This is a genomic window from Aeromicrobium sp. PE09-221 (genome assembly GCF_002174305.1).
In the GTDB taxonomy this organism is placed as follows: Bacteria; Actinomycetota; Actinomycetes; order Propionibacteriales; family Nocardioidaceae; genus Aeromicrobium.
Map to the genome: position 1 here is coordinate 94,849 of NZ_MIJB01000014.1, position 17,007 is coordinate 111,855.

Annotated in this window: 17 protein-coding genes and 1 pseudogene; 8 read left to right on the forward strand and 10 right to left on the reverse strand. The window is 63.1% G+C overall.

From position 1 onward, the window contains the following. Positions 1–43: 43 nt before the first annotated feature. The gene (locus tag BHE97_RS08025) at positions 44–571 is read right to left on the reverse strand and encodes a VOC family protein (protein WP_087623514.1); all 528 of its coding nucleotides are present in this window, start codon (positions 569–571) and stop codon (positions 44–46) included. Then, entirely contained in the window at positions 568–909 is a 342-nt protein-coding gene (locus tag BHE97_RS08030; RefSeq protein WP_170931327.1) for an SCP2 sterol-binding domain-containing protein, read from the reverse strand. The genes BHE97_RS08025 and BHE97_RS08030 overlap by 4 nt, the downstream gene beginning before the upstream one ends. A 165-nt stretch (positions 910–1,074) precedes the next feature. Here BHE97_RS08030 and BHE97_RS08035 point away from each other — a divergent pair, with 165 nt between their 5' ends. Continuing rightward, a complete protein-coding gene (locus BHE97_RS08035) occupies positions 1,075–1,695 on the forward strand; it encodes a TetR/AcrR family transcriptional regulator C-terminal domain-containing protein (protein WP_236757587.1) in 621 nt (206 codons plus the stop codon). Between the two features lie 147 nt (positions 1,696–1,842). On the opposite strand, the gene BHE97_RS08040 is transcribed toward BHE97_RS08035, so the two are convergent. The 5 genes from BHE97_RS08040 to BHE97_RS08060 are packed head-to-tail and all read right to left on the reverse strand — an operon-like array spanning position 1,843 to position 5,819. Beyond that, positions 1,843–3,174 (reverse strand): ABC transporter permease, encoded by a 1,332-nt coding sequence (locus BHE97_RS08040; protein WP_087623516.1) that lies wholly within the window; start codon positions 3,172–3,174, stop codon positions 1,843–1,845. Beyond that, positions 3,171–3,869 carry an ABC transporter ATP-binding protein gene (locus BHE97_RS08045; protein WP_087623517.1) on the reverse strand — a complete coding sequence of 233 codons (699 nt, stop codon included), beginning with the start codon at positions 3,867–3,869 and terminating at the stop codon, positions 3,171–3,173. Before BHE97_RS08045 ends, BHE97_RS08040 begins: the two co-directional genes overlap by 4 nt. Then, positions 3,866–4,534: a hypothetical protein gene (locus BHE97_RS08050; RefSeq protein WP_140400052.1), complete on the reverse strand. Its 669-nt coding sequence runs from the start codon at positions 4,532–4,534 to the stop codon at positions 3,866–3,868. Before BHE97_RS08050 ends, BHE97_RS08045 begins: the two co-directional genes overlap by 4 nt. Continuing rightward, a complete protein-coding gene (locus BHE97_RS08055; RefSeq protein ID WP_087623519.1) occupies positions 4,534–5,199 on the reverse strand; it encodes an NAD(P)-binding oxidoreductase in 666 nt (221 codons plus the stop codon). The genes BHE97_RS08050 and BHE97_RS08055 overlap by 1 nt, the downstream gene beginning before the upstream one ends. Beyond that, positions 5,196–5,819 (reverse strand): TetR/AcrR family transcriptional regulator, encoded by a 624-nt coding sequence (locus BHE97_RS08060; RefSeq protein ID WP_201791356.1) that lies wholly within the window; start codon positions 5,817–5,819, stop codon positions 5,196–5,198. The genes BHE97_RS08055 and BHE97_RS08060 overlap by 4 nt, the downstream gene beginning before the upstream one ends. Positions 5,820–5,847: 28 nt before the next feature. Here BHE97_RS08060 and BHE97_RS08065 point away from each other — a divergent pair, with 28 nt between their 5' ends. Next, the gene (locus BHE97_RS08065) at positions 5,848–6,723 is read left to right on the forward strand and encodes an SDR family NAD(P)-dependent oxidoreductase (RefSeq protein ID WP_201791357.1); all 876 of its coding nucleotides are present in this window, start codon (positions 5,848–5,850) and stop codon (positions 6,721–6,723) included. Positions 6,724–6,797: 74 nt separating this feature from the next. Here BHE97_RS08065 and BHE97_RS20100 read toward each other — a convergent pair whose 3' ends face one another. Beyond that, positions 6,798–7,259, reverse strand: a complete 462-nt coding sequence (locus tag BHE97_RS20100; RefSeq protein WP_170931328.1) for a hypothetical protein — start codon at positions 7,257–7,259, stop codon at positions 6,798–6,800. Positions 7,260–7,639: 380 nt separating this feature from the next. Between BHE97_RS20100 and BHE97_RS08075 the strand changes: the two genes are divergently transcribed. The 6 genes from BHE97_RS08075 to BHE97_RS08100 all read left to right on the forward strand — a co-directional run bounded on the left by BHE97_RS08075 (position 7,640) and on the right by BHE97_RS08100 (position 13,429). Further along, complete coding sequence (locus BHE97_RS08075) at positions 7,640–8,638, forward strand: ABC transporter substrate-binding protein (RefSeq protein ID WP_087623522.1); 999 nt, start codon at positions 7,640–7,642, stop codon at positions 8,636–8,638. 31 nt (positions 8,639–8,669) lie between these two features. Next, a complete protein-coding gene (locus BHE97_RS08080; RefSeq protein WP_201791358.1) occupies positions 8,670–9,515 on the forward strand; it encodes an ABC transporter ATP-binding protein in 846 nt (281 codons plus the stop codon). Positions 9,516–9,518: 3 nt separating this feature from the next. Beyond that, complete coding sequence (locus tag BHE97_RS08085; RefSeq protein ID WP_087623523.1) at positions 9,519–10,271, forward strand: ABC transporter permease subunit; 753 nt, start codon at positions 9,519–9,521, stop codon at positions 10,269–10,271. Continuing rightward, positions 10,268–11,101, forward strand: coding sequence for an ABC transporter permease subunit (locus tag BHE97_RS08090; RefSeq protein ID WP_170931329.1), 834 nt, complete (start codon positions 10,268–10,270; stop codon positions 11,099–11,101). Before BHE97_RS08085 ends, BHE97_RS08090 begins: the two co-directional genes overlap by 4 nt. A 1,105-nt stretch (positions 11,102–12,206) precedes the next feature. After that, entirely contained in the window at positions 12,207–12,347 is a 141-nt protein-coding gene (locus BHE97_RS20680; protein ID WP_236757588.1) for a hypothetical protein, read from the forward strand. Positions 12,348–12,397: 50 nt separating this feature from the next. Further along, positions 12,398–13,429: an acyl-CoA dehydrogenase family protein gene (locus tag BHE97_RS08100; protein WP_236757589.1), complete on the forward strand. Its 1,032-nt coding sequence runs from the start codon at positions 12,398–12,400 to the stop codon at positions 13,427–13,429. Positions 13,430–14,475: 1,046 nt separating this feature from the next. On the opposite strand, the pseudogene BHE97_RS08110 reads toward BHE97_RS08100, so the two are convergent. Beyond that, positions 14,476–15,346, reverse strand: a pseudogene (locus BHE97_RS08110) (IS5 family transposase); the annotation flags it as partial. A gap of 14 nt (positions 15,347–15,360) precedes the next feature. Continuing rightward, positions 15,361–16,866, reverse strand: a complete 1,506-nt coding sequence (locus BHE97_RS08115) for an AMP-binding protein (RefSeq protein ID WP_087623527.1) — start codon at positions 16,864–16,866, stop codon at positions 15,361–15,363. Between the last annotated feature and the right edge of the window lie 141 nt (positions 16,867–17,007).

Sequence of the window (17,007 nt, forward strand, 5' to 3'; positions counted from 1 at the left end):
CGCTCGATTTCTGGTAGTCGTGGGTTGATGTCGGTGCCGCTGCTCAGTTCATGTGGCGGATGGGTCTGGAGCCGTCCCAGGTGGCAGCCGTCTTGCGCATGAAGTCGAAGATGGCCTTCTTGGGGCCGCCGTGGTCGGACAGCTCGAGCACGGTGCCGGGATGGGTCTGGGTGTCGAAGTAGGCGAAGCGACCTTGCTCGCCGCCCACACAGCCCTCCTGGCCGACCACGTAGCCGAGTTCGAGTGCCTTGTCGTAGTCGGCTTGGAAGTTGCTGGTCCCGTAGCAGATGTGCTGCAGGCCTTCGTGGCCTGCGGCGAGGAAGTCGCGGTACATCGACGGAGCGTCGTTGGTCGGCTCGATGAGCTCGATCTGCAGGTCGCCGGCGTAGGCGATGCCCACGCTCATCCGGGCATCGGAGGGAACGCCACGGTAGCGAAAGTTCATGATCGGGATGTCGTGCACATAGAACCACGGGCCGACATGCAGGTTCTCGGCCCAGTGCTGCATCGCAGTCTGGATGTCTCGCACGACGTAGCCGTTCTGGGTCACCGCACCGAAGATCCGGCTCATGCGAGCTGGTCTTGGTTGAAGAAGGTGGGGATGTCCTTGGCGAGTTGGAGGTCGCCTTCGACCTGGAGTTTGCCGGCGAGGAAGGCCTCGACGCCGTCGAGGTCGCCGCGGAGGACGGAGATGAGGTCCTCGTCGGAGGCGATGAGCGTGACGTCGGGGTCGGCGGCGGTGCCGTCGTGGACGGTCAGGCCGTCGCTGGTGAGGACGACGTAGGCGGGGGTGGAGACGTTGAGCTGGACGGTTCCCTCGGCGCCGTCTGCGGCGTCGGCGTCGTAGGCGGCGGGGAGCTTGTTGAGAAACTCGGAGGCGGACATCGGGTGGAACTTCCTCTCAGGCATGGAATGAAACGAAAACCTACGCTGTAGGTGACACACGCCACAGACTAAACCTACGTTGTAGGAATAGCAACGGTGGGGCATGATGGACCAATGAGCAGCGTCAAAGCCAAGCCCGCTCGACGAGGACGCCCGCCGCGGGGGAGCGAGCTCCTGTCCCGCCAGCGGGTGCTGGAGGCCGCCCTCGCGCTCGTTGACGAGGAGGGCCTCGATGCGATCAGCATGCGCAAGCTGGCGTTGCGCCTCGATGTCGATCCGATGAGTTTCTACAATCACGTCGACGGTAAGGACGCACTGCTCGACGGCATCGCCGAGATGATGTTGTCCTCCATCGGCTTTCCCGAGACCGTTGGTGACAGCGAGCACAAGGGGCTGCGGGAGAGCATGGAGGTCATGGCGCGGAAGTTCCGGCAGGCCATGCTGGACCATCCGCGAGCGGCACCTGTGGTGCTGACCCGACAGCTTCCGTCGATCGTCGCGCTGGCTCCCATCGAAGCCGTGATAGGTCCGCTGCTTGCCGCCGGCTATCCATCGGACAAGGCGGTTCATGCTCTGCGCTCCGTCCTCGCCTTCCTGATTGGAGCGTTGATGAGGGAAGTTGGGGCAGCGCCGACTTTCAGTGCCAGCGACTCTGAAGCGAGCCGGCAGCGGGAAGCCGATCTGCGAGCTTCGGGACTGCCTGCAGTGATGGCCACTGCCGCGCACCTGGCTGTGATCGACCACGAGACGGAGTTCGAGTTCGGTCTCGCGCTCCTGCTTGACTCGCTGGATAATCAGCTTCGTCCTTAGCTTTTTACGCCGTGCGACGAGTGACCGGCGTTAGGCCACGGTGATCCTTGGCGGACGATGGCACTCGAAAGCCAAACGATAGGCACATGAAGTGCTCCACGGACAGTTACGGCGTGCCCAATTCCCGCCGCCACCGGAATGGAACCGCTACTCATGGCGGAGTGCGTCGATGGGGTCCTTGCTGGCGGCGCGGATGGCGGGGAGTGTGCCTGCGGTGAAGGCGATGCCGATGATGACGGCAGCCACCGCAGCGATCAGGGTTGGTGTGAAGGAGATCAGTTGGAGTCCTGGGAGGTCTGCGAGGGGGCCTTCGGCGAGGACTTGGTTCACCCATGGTGCGAGGGCGACGGGGGTGGTGATGCCGATGGTGGCGGAGAGGACGCCGATGGTGACCGCCTCGAGGCTGAACAGGGTGAACACGCGTCGGGAGGTGAGGCCGAGGGCTTTGAGGAGTCCGATCTCGCGGGTGCGTTCCTGGACGCTCATCAGGAGGGTGTTGATGATGCCGAGGCTGCCGGCCAGCAGCGTGATCGCGGCGAAGCCGATGAGCATGAGCAGGATCGCGTCGAAGAAGGCGCGGAACTGGCCGAGGATGTCGTCGATGGTGCGGCCCTGGAACCCGGTCTCGTCGAGTCTTTCCTGGACGGCGGCGACCGAGTCCGCGACAGGGGTCCCTTGTTCGGTGGTGACGGTCACGGCTGCGAGGGCCCACCGGTTCTTCTGCTCGTCGGGCAGTCCGCGGGCCTGAATGTCGTAGATCGCTTCGGCGAGTGCGACGCTGGGCGTCGCGGCGGGTGTGCTGAAGGTCAGCACCGGGTCGGTGACGCCGACGACGGTGGCGGTGAGGGTCTCTTGTGTTCCGGTCGGGTCGGTGACGCCGAGGAGGAGGGTACGGCCGGCGAGGTCGTCGGCGCTGTCGAGTCCGAGGATCTTCACGTAGTCGCGTGGCAGGAGGATCTGCGGTTCGTCACTGTCGAGGTCGGGTTGCGTGCCGGCGGCGAGGGGGAATCGGACGCCGGGGATGCCGGGGCTGAGGGAGAGTTTCCATCGGTCGGCTTCGGGCGCGTCTTCGAGCTGCAGGTAGTCGACGCGGACGGGACGGACGGTGTGGACGCGCTCGACGCCGTCGAGGGAACGCAGGGTGTCGAGGTCGTCGGTGGTGAGGAGTTCGGTCTGCCCGGAGGATGCGCCCAGGAGCACCGATCCGGAGCTGCCGATCCCGCCGACGGTCGGGGCGTCGGGGTCGTAGCGGACGATGTCCCCTTCGACCTCGCCTGCGGGTTTGGTGACGGTGAGGGTGTCTTCGGAGCCGACGGTGGCGACGGTGTCGTCGATGTAGCTGTTCAGCCCGTTGTTGACTGCCAGCGTGAGGGCGAGGGTGAACGCGCCGATCACGATCGCCAGCGCGGTCAGGGAGGTGCGCAGCCGGTTGCGGAAGGTGCCGGCGACGGCGGTGCGGACGAGGTCACGGGTCTTCATGCCGCCCTCCTCTCGTCGGCGACGACACGGCCGTCAGCGATCGTGACCGCGCGGTCGCAGTGGGCGGCGAGGTCGGGGTCGTGGGTGACGATGACGAGGGTGATGCCCTGTTCCCGGTTGAGGGTGAACAAGGTGTCCTCGACGGCCTGCCCGGTGGCGGTGTCGAGGTTGCCGGTGGGTTCGTCGGCGAAGATCACCTCGGGGTCGTTGATCAGCGCGCGGGCGATCACGACCCGCTGCTTCTGCCCGCCGGACAGATCGGTGGCGCGGTTCCGCGCCTTGTCGGCCATGTCCAGGCGCTCGAGCGCCGCCAGCGCCTTGCGCTCGCGTTCCTTGCGGGAGACGCCGGCGATGCTCAGCGGGAGGGCGACGTTGTCGAGGACCGATGCGCCGGCGATGAGGAAGAACTGCTGGAACACGAACCCGAAGGTGTCGTTGCGGGTGCGGGCCACCCGTGACGCGGAGAGTCTGGTGGTGTCGGTGCCGTCCAGCGTGATGGTCCCCGTGCTGGGAGTGTCCAGCAACGCCATGACGTGCATGAGGGTGGACTTGCCCGATCCACTCTTACCGACGATAGCCAGCGACTCCCCACGGGCAATGCTCAGATCGACTCCCCGCAGCGCGGTGAAGGCAGACGAGCCTTCCCCGTAGGTCTTGGTTACGTTCGAGACGGTGATCAGATCAGCGGACGTCATCCGGTCGTGCCCTGTTCTGCCGTCGCACGTGCTTTCGGCCGGTCGATCCACCACCCCACCGCCAGCACGATCAGGTTGAGCGTGAGGGTGGTGGCGGCGAGCAGCTTGACGTTCTCCGGCGGGGTGGCCAGTTGGGAGAGGAGTTGGATGCCGATCAGGAGGGTGAAGATTCCGACGGCGGAGCGGGTACTCATGCCCATGCGTGAGCGGAACACGGCCCAGACGATGACCGCCGCGCCCAGCAGCCCGATCTCCAGGGTCGCCGCCGGGACGGGGATGTCCCACATGCCCAAGCCCACCCTGGGCCCGCCGAACCACAGGTCGAGGTCGGGGCGGTGCACGATCAGGTCGAGGATCCAGTGCGAGAACACCACGGCGCCGAGCACGATCGATGGTCGCCACGGAAGTTTGAACAGTCTCGCCAGGCCGATCACCAGCGCGGTCCAGAGGACTGCGGCAGGCAGGCTGTGCGTGAAGGGCATGTAGTCGAGGTGGATCGGGGATCCTGGGAGGTCGGCGTCGACGCGGGCGACCTCGACACCGGCGATGATCAGCGGCGCCCAGGCCAGATCCAGCGTCTGGGAGGCGGAGAGGTAACTCCACAGCGGGGCACGGCTGTCGACCGCCTTGCCGGCGAAGCCGGCGGCGAAGTGTCCGACCAGCATCAGCGGCCGCCCCCGGTAGCGGGCATCCACCCGGTCGGGGTGGTGATCAGCAGCCGCTGCCCTGCGGTCTTCGGGTCGGTGACGACATCGAGGAGCGCCTCGGCGGCGTTGTCCATCGGGAGGGTCGGCAGGCCCGGGACCTTCCCGACCTGATCGAGCCGCTTGACGGCCGCCTTCTCCGTGAGGGCAGTCGTGTCCCTGAGGTTGACCGGGTACACGATCGTCCACTCCAGCCCGGAGGCCTGCAGTATCTTGTCGGCGGCAGCCTTGTCGTGAAGGAACTTGCCCAGCGCGGTCCTGTAGACGAGCTTGGCGAGCCCCGACGCCTTCTCGGCGGTGTCGCCGGCGCCGAAGACCGACACAAGCACCAGGCGGGTGACGCCGGCCTGCTTGACCGCGTCGATGACCCTCGGGAGGCGCTGCTGCATGAACGTTCCATCGCTGGTCTTGCCGGTGATCGACACCACCACCACATCGGCGCCCTTCGCAGCGCTAGCGAGGGGAGCGGTGTCCTCGGCTGATCCCTGGACGATCGTGACGCCCTTGCTCCTCGGCACAGCATCGGGGCGGCGCGCGAACGCGACCACCTCATGTGCTGCTGCGGTTGCTTGTGTGGTGAAACGCGATCCGACATTGCCGGTCGCTCCCAGTACGACGATTCTCATAGCGACTCCTTCTGCATAACGTTGATAGCGGTGTGCTCCGGGACGTCAAAGGACGTCTCCAGGGCTCCCTCCAAGGTCGTGATACACAAATCGATGACCTGCTCACGGACGAGGCCGCCGGCCTCGACGGACTGGCGGGCGGTGAACTCGACGAACGCGAGCCACCCTCCGAGCGCCAGCCGGGTACGCGGGGTGTCCGGCTGACCGGCGTGCTCCAGCAGCCAACGCATGTGCAGTTGGTGATTGGCCTGCGACAACTCCTGCACCGTCGGCACCGCCGCAGCCGCCGTGTACAACTCCCGCACGGCGCCGCCACTGGCTGCGAAGAAGTTCAGGTAGGCGCCCAAGGCCCGCTGCAGGTTTTCCCGAGCGCTGAGTGCCGGATCCGGTCTGGTCGCCTCCAGCAACCGATCCGATTCCGCATGAAGCACCGCCTCCAGCAGCGCCTCCTTGCCCGAGAAGTAGTGATACACCAGCGCACGAGTCACCCCGGCGTCCTTCGCGATCGCACTCATCGACGCGCCCGCGACACCATCTCGAGTGAAGTGCTCAGCGGCGACCCGGACGATCTGCTCGGAACGATCCTCAGCCCGCATGCGCCCACGACTTGGATTTGACACGTGTCTAATTATACGTCATATTAGTCATGTGTCAAACAATGAATCGAGCACCCCGCAGAAGTGGACCGCCACCGACCTGCCCGATCTGACCGGACAGCGGTGGCTGATCACCGGCGCCAGCAACGGACTCGGTCTGGCCACCGCACGGGCCGCCGCCGAACACGGCGCACAAGTCATCCTCGCGGTGCGCAACCCCGACAAAGGCGAACAGATCGCCCGCACCCTGCCGAGCGCCACTGTCCTCCCGCTCGACCTGTCCTCCCTAGAGGCCGTGCGCACAGCCGCAGCGCGGACCGGCGAGGTGGACGTGCTGATCAACAACGCCGGCACGCAGACCGTGCAGCGCGAAGAGACCATTGACGGATTCGAGGCGAACCTGGGCGTGAACCTCCTCGGCCCCTTCTTGTTCACCCACCTCGTGCTTCCCCAGGTGCGGCGCCGGGTGGTGATCCTCGGGTCGATGGCGCACAAGCGGGCCCGCTTCGACTTCGACGACCCGCACTTCCGCCACCGCCCCTGGAAAGCCGGGACCGCCTACGCACAGTCCAAACTCGGCGACATGCTCTGGGGATACGAGCTGAACCGCCGCCTCCTCGCAGACGGCACCAGTGTGGACATGCAACTCGCGCACCCCGGCTGGTCACCCACCGCCGTCGCCAACCCCACCGGCAACCCGGTCATCGGATGGGCTGCCGGTGTCATCGGCCAGCCACCCGCGATGGGCGCCCTGCCCACCCTCTACGCCGCCACCCAACACCTCACGCCCGGCAGCTACATCGGCCCCGGCGGCCCCTTCGAACTGCGCGGCTACCCCAAAACCGTCGAACGCGCCGCCGCAGCAAGCGACCCGGACGCCGCCCGCCGGGTATGGGAGTTCGCCTCCCACGAAGTCGGCACCGCCTGACTTTGTTTCAGGGTCGACTGTTTGTCGACGACGAAGAGTGATCACATTGGAGGACTATCGCGGCGTCGTTCAGATCACGACGCCAGTCCGCATCCCCTCGGGTCAGCTACTGTGTCGCTGTCGCGCGTCAAGATTTTGGCAGGGTCGTTATGTAGGTCCTGAAGGAGAATTTGAAGATGGGAAGACACCCGCAGATTCCGGTGGAGCAGAAGACCCGGATCGTGCTCAGCGTGATCGCTGGCGAGTTGTCGATCGCTGATGCTGCTCGTCGCGAGAAAGTCAGCGAGTAGTCGATAAGTCGCTGGAAGGCTGAGTTCCTCGATGCCGGCAAGACCGCGCTGGCGGCTGGTCGTAGTGCGCCGTCGAGCCGAGAAGAACAGCTCGAGGCTGAGGTGGTCGAGCTGACGCAGGCCCTCGGTGAGGCGGCCGTGGAGATCCGGGTCTGGAAGAAGAGCGCCGAGGGCCGCTTGGGACCTCGAGGTGATCAGGCGCGAGTTTGGGATGTCGACCGCGAGGTGGTGCAGGAAATTTGACATCCCGGAACGGAACGGGCGACGTTGGCAGGCCAAAGCCAGCCGTGACGTTCCAGCGCGTGGTCCGTGGCCGTAGCCAGCCTGGGACGCCGCACGAGATCGGGTCCTGGCGCACGCGTCTGCTCACCCGGTGCCGGGTCATCGCAAGACCTGGGCGCTGGTCCGTCGCGACGGTCACGTCGTGTCAGAGGTGACAGTGCGCCAACCAGTTTGCGAATTCGGCGATCCATAAAGCTGATGCCTACGAGGCATGAGCAATGTGTGCCATGAACCAATACCGCGTCCTTGATTGACGATATGTCAAGATTGTGTCTAGCATCACACCAGTGATCGCTGTGAATCCCGTACAGCGGCTCTCGTCATGGGAATGAGAAGGAATTCTGATGAAGCGTGCGTTGAAGAAGGCAGCCATTCTGGTCGCGGCGATGAGTACGATCATGGCTGCGGGGGCATGTGGGAGCGGTGAGTCTGGGCAAGGGAATGCTGACGACCTGACAGTTCTTCGTGTTGCGGTGAACTCTGGAATCTCCTCGCTCCCAGTCAAAATTGCGATGGAGAATGGCATCTTCGAGGAGAATGGCCTCGCAATCGAGTTGACTGAGGGGTCCGATGTTCCCGCGTGGCAGGCCGCGGTCGGCAAGCAATTTGACATCGTGGTGACTTCGCCGGCGAACTATGGGCCGTCGGTCGCCAAGGGTCTGGATAACACGGTCTTGTACAACATGACGCAGTCGGGTGAGGGATACCTGTCAATCCCGATCGTGTCGCGCGATCCGATCACCAAGTTCGCTGATCTTGAAGGCAAGACGATCGGCGCCACTGCTTTGACCGGAACGTCGCCGGATGGACTCAAGTACCTGCTTTCGGAGGCGGGGCTTTCTCCTGACTCCATCAAGCTCATCCAACTTCCATACAGCGCACACCCAGATAACTTGAAGGCCGGCAACGTCGATGCGGTGCTGTCGGCTAATCCGTACTTCCCGGGCCTTGCAGAGGACGGGTTCCACGTCTTCCCTGAAGATGTTCCGGCTGCTGCGATGGCCGCGGTCACGAACGGAAAGTCAAAGACCGCGTCCCCGCTGATGTTTTGCGCGAACACCGTGTGGGTGGAAAAGAACGCTGATGTGGTCAACGCATGGGTCAAGTCCGTGCAGGAAGCTGCGAAATTCTCGAATGAGAACAAGGAAGAGGCGCGCGCGATCCTCACTCAGTGGTTGAACTTCTCTGACGACCTCGCGGCGCAGGTGATCATTCCCGACTTTGAGGAGGAGGTCGACGCCGAGCTCATCGAGACCCACATGCTCGGGACGTGGGACATCCTCAAGAACAACGGTGGTGTTCAAGGTGAGTTCCCGCTCGACAAGTTGAAGATCCATAAGTGAGAGCGCTGGGAATGAAGGCAGGGAGCCGCACATGAGGCGTTCCACCATGGCTGGTGATGCACAGACGAATGACGAGCCGGAGGAGTCGGCGTCCTCGCCCGTGTATGAGTTGAAGGAGGTGGCGGTTGATCTGACGGGCGTGCTTGGCACTCGTCGGATCTTGTCGGACATCTCGCTAACGGTCCACCAGCGAGAGATCGTGGGAATCGTCGGTCGCTCTGGAACGGGTAAAACCACGTTGATGCGTGCTCTCGGGGGACTGACGGCACCCGCGGCGGGGGAACTCCTCCTGAACGGGGAGCCGATCTCGGGTACTCCCGAGGGCGTCGTCACGATCTTTCAGGATTATGGCAACGCGCTGCTCCCTTGGCGCACTGTTGCCAAGAATGTCGCACTTCCTCTCGAAGGTCGGATGCGGCGCTCTGAGATTCGTGAGCGCGTTGACCGGGCGATTGATTCTGTGCAGCTCCGGGGTCGCGAGAATGACTACCTGAACAGCCTGTCGGGAGGCATGCAACAGCGGGTACAGATTGCCAGGGCGTTGGCCGTCAACCCTGCTGTACTTCTGATGGATGAGCCATTTGGGGCCTTGGATGCTTTGACCAAGGCGTCCCTTCAAGACGTCTTGCTCGACCTACATAGTCACAACGACGCGACGATCATCTTCATCACACACGACTTGGATGAGGCGATCTATCTGAGCGACCGTACCTTCGTTATTTCTGGCGATGTGAGTGCAGGAGATCCCGGTCATCTCTCACTCGAACTTGATGTGGAGCTGCCTCGACCACGACACCAAGTTCGCACGCGAGAGTCGCCGGACTATCTTTTCTTGCGACATACGTTAGGCGATGCGATCGACTTGGCGAGAGGTTGAGGCGTGAGAAATCTCAACCTTCTTGGGACCGCGGTCATCGGCTTGGTGATCGGATTGTGGGAAGTGGCCGCCAGGTGGGGACCTCTCGCGGATCTGGACGCACTTCCGAGCCCAGGTGAGATCGTCGCGGCATTCGGAGAGTTGCTCTCCGATGGCTCGCTCATTCCGGCGGTCGTGCATACGCTCTGGATTGCACTGCTCGCCGCGGTCGTCGCTATCTCAGCAGGAACCGTGCTGGGACTCCTTCTCGGGGCTTCGTCGGCCTTTCGGCTGGTGACCCAAAGCAGTTTCGACGTGCTGCGTACGATCCCAGCGGTTTCGATCATGCCTGTCCTACTGCTCTTGCTAGGCCCGGAGCCGCGCACGGAGATCATTGCCGGATCCATTGCCGCGACCTGGCCGATGCTGGTGAATGCCGCCGACGGAGTCCGCTCGGTCCATCCGCGCCTCGCTGAGGTCGGCCAGGTGTTCGGGTTCAGCAGGACGCGAGTAGCAGTAAGACTGACGCTGCCTGCGGTCGTCCCAAACCTGCTCGTCGGTGCGAGGTTGGCCGTTGTTACTGCCTTATTGGCGACGCTCCTCGCTGAAATGATCATTGTTCCGACCGGGCTCGGCTGGGCGTTGATCAGTGCACAGAATGCGATTCAGATGGCCCAGATGTGGGTGGTCGTCGTGGTCTGTGGGTGGATCGGATGGCTTCTCAGCATCGCACTCACCCAGATCGCCCGAAATCTTCAGCCCGGAGGAGCCCGATGAGTACGCAAGTGGATTCGACTTTGGCGCTGGCGACCAGCCCGCGCAAAGGACGCCGGCTCAAGGTGAAGCGACGCAATACTCGGGGAGCCGGCCGTATGCTCGTCGGGCTCCTGCCGTTGGTTCTCGGCCTGGCCCTGTGGGAGGCACTGGGCACCGATCAGTCCTTCTCCTTTCCCCGCCCGTCCAGCTGGTGGGCCGCTGCGAGCGACATGTGGCAGGCAGGCGAGCTGGCTCCCGCGCTTCGGCGTACGGTGCTCACGTTCGTCCTCGGGCTGTCGGCTTCCATCGTGGTGGGTTCAGCACTTGGTTGGCTGATCGGCGCGTCGACTCGCTTCCATCAGGCTCTCAATCCGATCCTGGAGTTCATCCGATCGACTCCCTCCGTGGCGATTGTCCCCGTGGCCACAGTCCTGTTCGGTGTGAGTATGCGGATGAGCATCGTGGTCATGCTGACGGCTATTATCTGGCCGGTATTGCTCTCCACCACGACTGCCCGCAGGACGATCACGCCGGTGCGACTGGAGATGGGCCATGTTGTGGGGTTGAGTCGTTCTGATCAGATGCGCAAGGTGGTCTTCCCTTCGCTACTGCCGGCGATCATGACCGGAACGCGTGTCTCGGCGTCCCAGGGCCTGATCATCGCGCTGATCATCGACATCATCGGTTCCGGAGAGGGAATCGGGCGCGTGCTGGTCGAGAAGCAGCAGTTGTACGAAGCGGCTTCAGTTTGGGCGTTGATGGTCATTATCGGTCTGCTGGGACTGGTCGCGAATGGACTTGTCGGAGCCGTCGACTCCTACGTTCAGCGTGGCTGGAGGACCGAGAGTTGACTGGATCGGGTATCGGTTCGCGCCGGCGTAGGAGCGCGCGTGGCCAAAGCGTCGCAGGTCTTGGCCGTTCCGGATGCTAGATCTCAGGGTCCTGCGGTACTTGGTGGCCGTTGCCGACGAAGGAAGCCTCACTGCGGCTTCGGAATTGGTTCTAGTCGCGCAACCGTCCTTGTCGCGTCAGTTGCGGAAGCTCGAGTACTCACTGGGCTTCCCCCTGTTCGACCGATCATCGAATTGCTTGTCGCTGACCAGCGCTGGCTATGTTTTCGCACAGGAGTCCCGCAGCCTCATCAGTCACGCGGAATCGGTCGAGAGAATTGCGAGGCGGTTCGCCGATGGTCTCACTGAGCGAGTTGTCGTACATGCGCCGCCCACGATCGTCGACGATCTGGTGTCACCCTTTATTGCGACAGAGTTGCGGGCAAGTGATCCCATGATCGATGTGACTCCGGTCCCGACTACAGCGCGCTTCACACCCCTCGAGGAAGGGGCGGATATCGCCATCGCGTTCGCGCCTGCTCCGTCGCGATATATCTCAAGAATACTGGGGACAATACCCCTGTTCGCGCAGATGCCGAGTGGGCATCGTCTCGCATGCCAAGACTCGATCGATATGACGGAGCTTTCGAGCGAGACGGTCATTGCTCTGGAGGGAGCCAGTCGGACCCGGCAGCTGCTAGTGCGCGGACGAAATCGCGTATCGCAGAGGGGAGACGAGATTCTCAGCTCTCCGAATCCGCTGGCTGCGCAGGCCTTGGCTGCGGCAGGTCGAGGCGTCGCAGTATCGACGAGTATGCCCAGATTTGGGCTCCGCGCGGTTCCGCTTCGCACGAAGGGTGATGTCGTCGAAGTCCAGGCATGGTGCGCCTGGCGTTCGGGGCACCATGCTGCGCCGGTCATCGAGGACCTGGCGGAACGTCTCGCTTCGCGATACGTGCGGCTTATACGCAGCTTGTCCCGTCAGGACCATAGCGACACGAAGGTGATCACCTCGGCGACCTGATCGCTCTCGCCCCTCCCCGTTCGCCCTGCTCCTCAGCTTCAGCCGAATGCCTGAGTACCCGCCACTGTACAAATCGATCACTTCGCGAGGAAAGTAGGAGTAATGCAGTTTCAGCTTGATGACCGGACCCTCGACCTGCAACGCCGGATCCGTACGTTCATGGATGAGTTCGTCTATCCGGCGGAAGAGCAGTTCGCACTCGAACTGGATGCGCGTGATGACCGTGGCTGGCGCCTCCTGTGATCGACCGGCTGAGAGGCGAAGCCCGAGCACAGGGGCTGTGGAATCTTTTCATGCCCGGTGAGGAGCACGGCGCTGGCTTGACGAACCTTCAGTACGCGAGCCTGGCTGAGGAGATGGGTCGGAGCCTCGCGCTGGCTCCGGCGGCGTTCAATTGTGCCGCGCCGGATACCGGGAACATGGAGGTTCTGGCCCGTTTCGGCACTGAGTCTCAGAAGGAGCAATGGCTGCGCCCACTCCTCGAGGCTGAGATTCGATCAAGTTTCGCCATGACAGAGCCGCAGGTCGCGTCTTCCGACGCGACAAACATCGAAACGTCGATCGTCCGCGATGGAGCCGACTATGTCATCAACGGCCGGAAATGGTGGATCACTGGCGCCATGAGCAAGGATGCGAAGATCTTCATCGTCATGGGCAAGACAGATCCCGCCGCGGCACGGCATCGCCAGCAGTCCATGCTCCTGGTGCCGCGTGACACGCCGGGCATCACCATTGTGCGTGGCATGACGATCTTCGGATATGACGACAGCGACCACGGGGGTCACGCCGAGATTCACTTCGATGAGGTTCGTTTGCCGGCCGCGAACATTCTTGTAGGCGAAGGGGAGGGCTTCGCGATTGCTCAAGCGCGGCTCGGCCCAGGTCGAATTCACCACTGCATGCGGCTGATCGGCATCGCGGAACGTGCGCTTGACCTCATGTGCTCACGCGCGCTGGAGCGGAGTGCTTTCGGCTCGACTCTCGCCGACAAGGGAGTCGTGCAGGATTGGGTGGCGGAATCACTCGTGCGGATTGAGCAGTTGCGACTCCTAGTGTTCAAAACAGCTTGGTTGATGGATACCGTGGGCAACAGGGGCGCCCATCGTGAGATTCAGGCGATCAAGATCGCTACCCCCCGCACGGTTGAATGGATCGTTGATAAGGCGATCCAGGTGCACGGTGCGGGAGGGCTCAGCCAGGACTTCCCACTTGCAGAAGCCTTCGCTCAGGTTCGTACGCTCCGCTTCGCTGATGGCCCCGACGAGGTTCACAAGTCGTCGATGGCCCGCGCGGAGTTCCGCCGCCGCGCAACTGGTCAACAGTAGGCTTGATGGAGCGGCGGCGTCGGACCGGTTCGATTGGACCGAACTGTCGACCCTGTTCATGCCGGACCTAGAATCGATCAGTCCTCGCCTCCGACAGATCGTTAGCGGAGATCGTTACGCGGGGCAAGTAGTCGGTGCACGGAGGAGTCTGGTGCTGTCGCCATTGTGCGTGCGGCCAATCATCTATGATTTGGATGAGCGAAATTCGGAATGGGATTAGACGTACATGAGGTGGCCATGCTCTTGTCAAAGCGTCAGTCAAGTAGGTCCAAGTGTCTGGTGCTCGGACCTACCGAAGCCTCGGTGCGACTGCAGCTTTCGGCCATCGATTTACTTCCATGGGAGAAGCGGGGTTGGCGGTCGTGAACCGGCGCAAGGCAGTCAGGCAGGAAGAGACTGCCGAGGTCAGACTTGAGCGGGCGGCCCTCCGCATCCTTGAGCGTGATGGGGTACTCGCCGGTCTCAACTTGCGCGAAGTGGCTGACGAGGCCAAGGTTACACGCGGGTTGGTGTATCACCACTTTGGAGACCGACGGTCATTTCTCCGTTCGGCCATCGAACGATCCACCCGTCGCCGCCGATCCACAGTTCTTCGCCGCGAAAAGCTTCCGGCGCGGGCACGACTCGAGTCCTACTTCGCCTCCACGATGTCGGACCCTTCGACGGTCCGCCTCATCACTCTCTTGCTTCTCGATGGAGATGAGGGATTCAACGCATTGCCCTACGCGCAGATCACTCGCAAGGCCGATCAACGCGATGTCGAGGCGGGTCTTCTAGCGGACGATCTCAGTGTGGATTCGTTGCAGGCCGGACTCCTGGCTGCGCTCTATGGATGGGCCCTGTTTCGTGAGTCGTTCGCAGCGTCATTGGGGCGCACGCCAGATGAACTGGACGACGGCGTCCTGGAGATGCTGCACCGGATGTGGGAACCCGAAGCCGATCGGGGGGAGCCTTCCAAGTCGGGTGGGGAGCCTGAGCGGCCCGGTGGAGACGTGGAAGGTCAGGCAACTACCTAGGAAGGTGGTGTCGGTCCAGTGGAGTGTCGCGGCGAGGCAGAGTCCGGCGTGGTAACTGCTGGCGGTCTTGTCTGATCGCATCGCGATGCCGCGCCATTGCTTGAGCTTGTTGAAGCAGCGTTCGACGACGTTGCGGCCCTTGTAGCGGTCCTGCTGCTGATCTCCGAAGTCGATCGGTCGGCCGGGGCGTTTGCGGCGATGCGCGATCTGGTCGTCGCGTTCGGGAATCGGGGCGGCGATGCCGCGCTCGCGCAGCCAGGCCCGGTTCGTCTTGGACGGGTAGCCCTTGTCCGCGATCAGCCGGTCCGGCCGCAACCGCGGACGGCCACGTGCCTGGCCAGGAACCCGGATCTGGTCCACGGTCGCTGCGAGCATGGTCGTGTCGGCGACCTGCCCACCGGTCAGGATGAACGCGAGCGCGCGTCCCTTGCCGTCGCAGACCAAATGGCTCTTGGTGGTCAGGCCACCACGGGACCGGCCGATCGCGTGATCGGCCGGTTCAAGCCCGAACTTCCTGTAATTCGATCCCGCCCCCTGTGTCCCTGGGCAGAGTCGCGCCGTGCTGATGGACCCGCACGATCGTCGAGTCGATCGACGCGACCCAGTCCAGATCGCCACGGGCGTAGGCCCTCGACTGGACCTGCTCGAGCACCCGCGCCCAGACACCGTCGGCAGCCCACCGATTGAAGTTCTTGTAGATCGTGTTCCAGTTCCCGGACCGCTCCGGCAGATCCCGCCACGGCGCACCGGTGCGGAAACGCCACGCCGTCGCCTCCACCACGATCCGCCGATCCACCGGCGGACGCCCCGTCGACCTCGACGCGGGAAACAACGGACCGATCACACTCCACGCCTCATCAGAGACGACATCACGCGACACGCTCCAAGCCTCGCCGATCAGCCACCCAAAACGGTTTAGCAACACGGCCTAGCTGTCTTCAGCGTCTTCCTGAGCTCCCGCTTTAGAATCTTCTGGCTGGGACCCATCGGCATCTCTTCTTGGACGACAATTCGCCGCGGATACTTCTGCCCTCCCAGCCTCTCCTTCGACCATGACTGCAAGTCGTGGGGATCGATGGAGGAGCCGCTCTTCGGCACGACAACTGCACACACCTCCTCTCCGAGTATCGGGTCGTCAATGCCGATGACGGCCACGTGCAGCACGGCGGGGTGCCTGGCGAGTTCTTCCTCGATTTCGCGCGGGTAGACGTTGTATCCGCCACGGATGATCAAGTCCTTCTTGCGATCGACGATGAAGATGAAGCCGTCGGCGTCTTTGACGCCGATGTCGCCTGTCCGGAACCAGCCCTCTTGGACTACGGCACCGGTTGCTTCGGGGTCACCCACGTACTCGGAGAAAACGTTGTGCCCGCGCACCACGACCTCACCATGTTCACCGGCTTCCACCAGTTCAATCCGCTCCTCGACAGTTGAGTTCGCGATCTCGACGTCGACGCCCCATATCGCGTGTCCAACCGATCCGGCACGCAAACCAAACTCGGGCTGATTGACCGTGGCGGTGGGCGACGTCTCCGACAAGCCGTAGCCCTCAAGGATCGGCACGGAGAACGCGCGCTCGAACTGCTCCAGCACTGCAACAGGAAGGGCGGCCCCGCCGGCCGTAGCTAGGCGTAAGGGCGGTCGGTCATCGACTTGCTTCGCTGCTTCCAAGATGCGGATATACATCGTCGGAACCCCGGAAAAAACAGTGACCCCATTATCGATCATCAACCTCAAGGTCTCCATTTCGCTGAACCTGGCCTGGGTGAGCATCGTCGCCCCCGCGCGGAAGGTCGCGTTCATGCTGACGGTCTGGCCATAGGTGTGGAACAACGGCAGCACAGCCAGCACGATGTCTTCGGGGGTGTAACGGTTCAAGTCGAATGCGTTCACGGTTGCATTCATAACCAGGTTGAGATGGCTCAGTACGGCGCCTTTGGGCCTTCCCATGGTGCCGCTGGTGAAGAACACCACTGCAGCTGACTCCGCCTCGGTCATAACGATGGTGCTTTGGGGCTCTTGGTCGGCCCGGAACGAAATCTGCAGGGCACGGTCGGCGCCGAGCGCACATGCTTGAGCGATCCGCGCATGGGCAGAGTCGTAAAGCAGTCGACTGGCATTCGCCGTGTTGGTGATGTGATCCATCTCGGCTGGCCTCAACATGGTTGGCATGGGCGCAACCGTCGCGCCCATGGCCAAGATTCCAAAGTACCCCGCAACGAAATCGCGGCCGTTACCCGCCAGAAGCGCCACCACGTCCCCAGATGCGACGCCGTCGGCACGAAGATCCTCAGCGACGTTCAGGGCGGCGCGCCACACTTCGGCGTACGTATGCTCCTGATCGTCGTCGATGAGTGCCGTCGAAAACGGGTGGCGCATCGCGGATTCCCGCAACACCGAAGCCAAGGACAACGTTGTCACTCTGTGATCCCTTCGTTCAACCAGGCTGGCATAGCGTCAATCATGAATGGCCTTCGCGTATGGATCGAGGGTGGTTCAGAACGGTAAAGAATAACCTCGTGCGGTCAGGCGCAGTTGACAGAACGTTAGTAGATTTCTAGT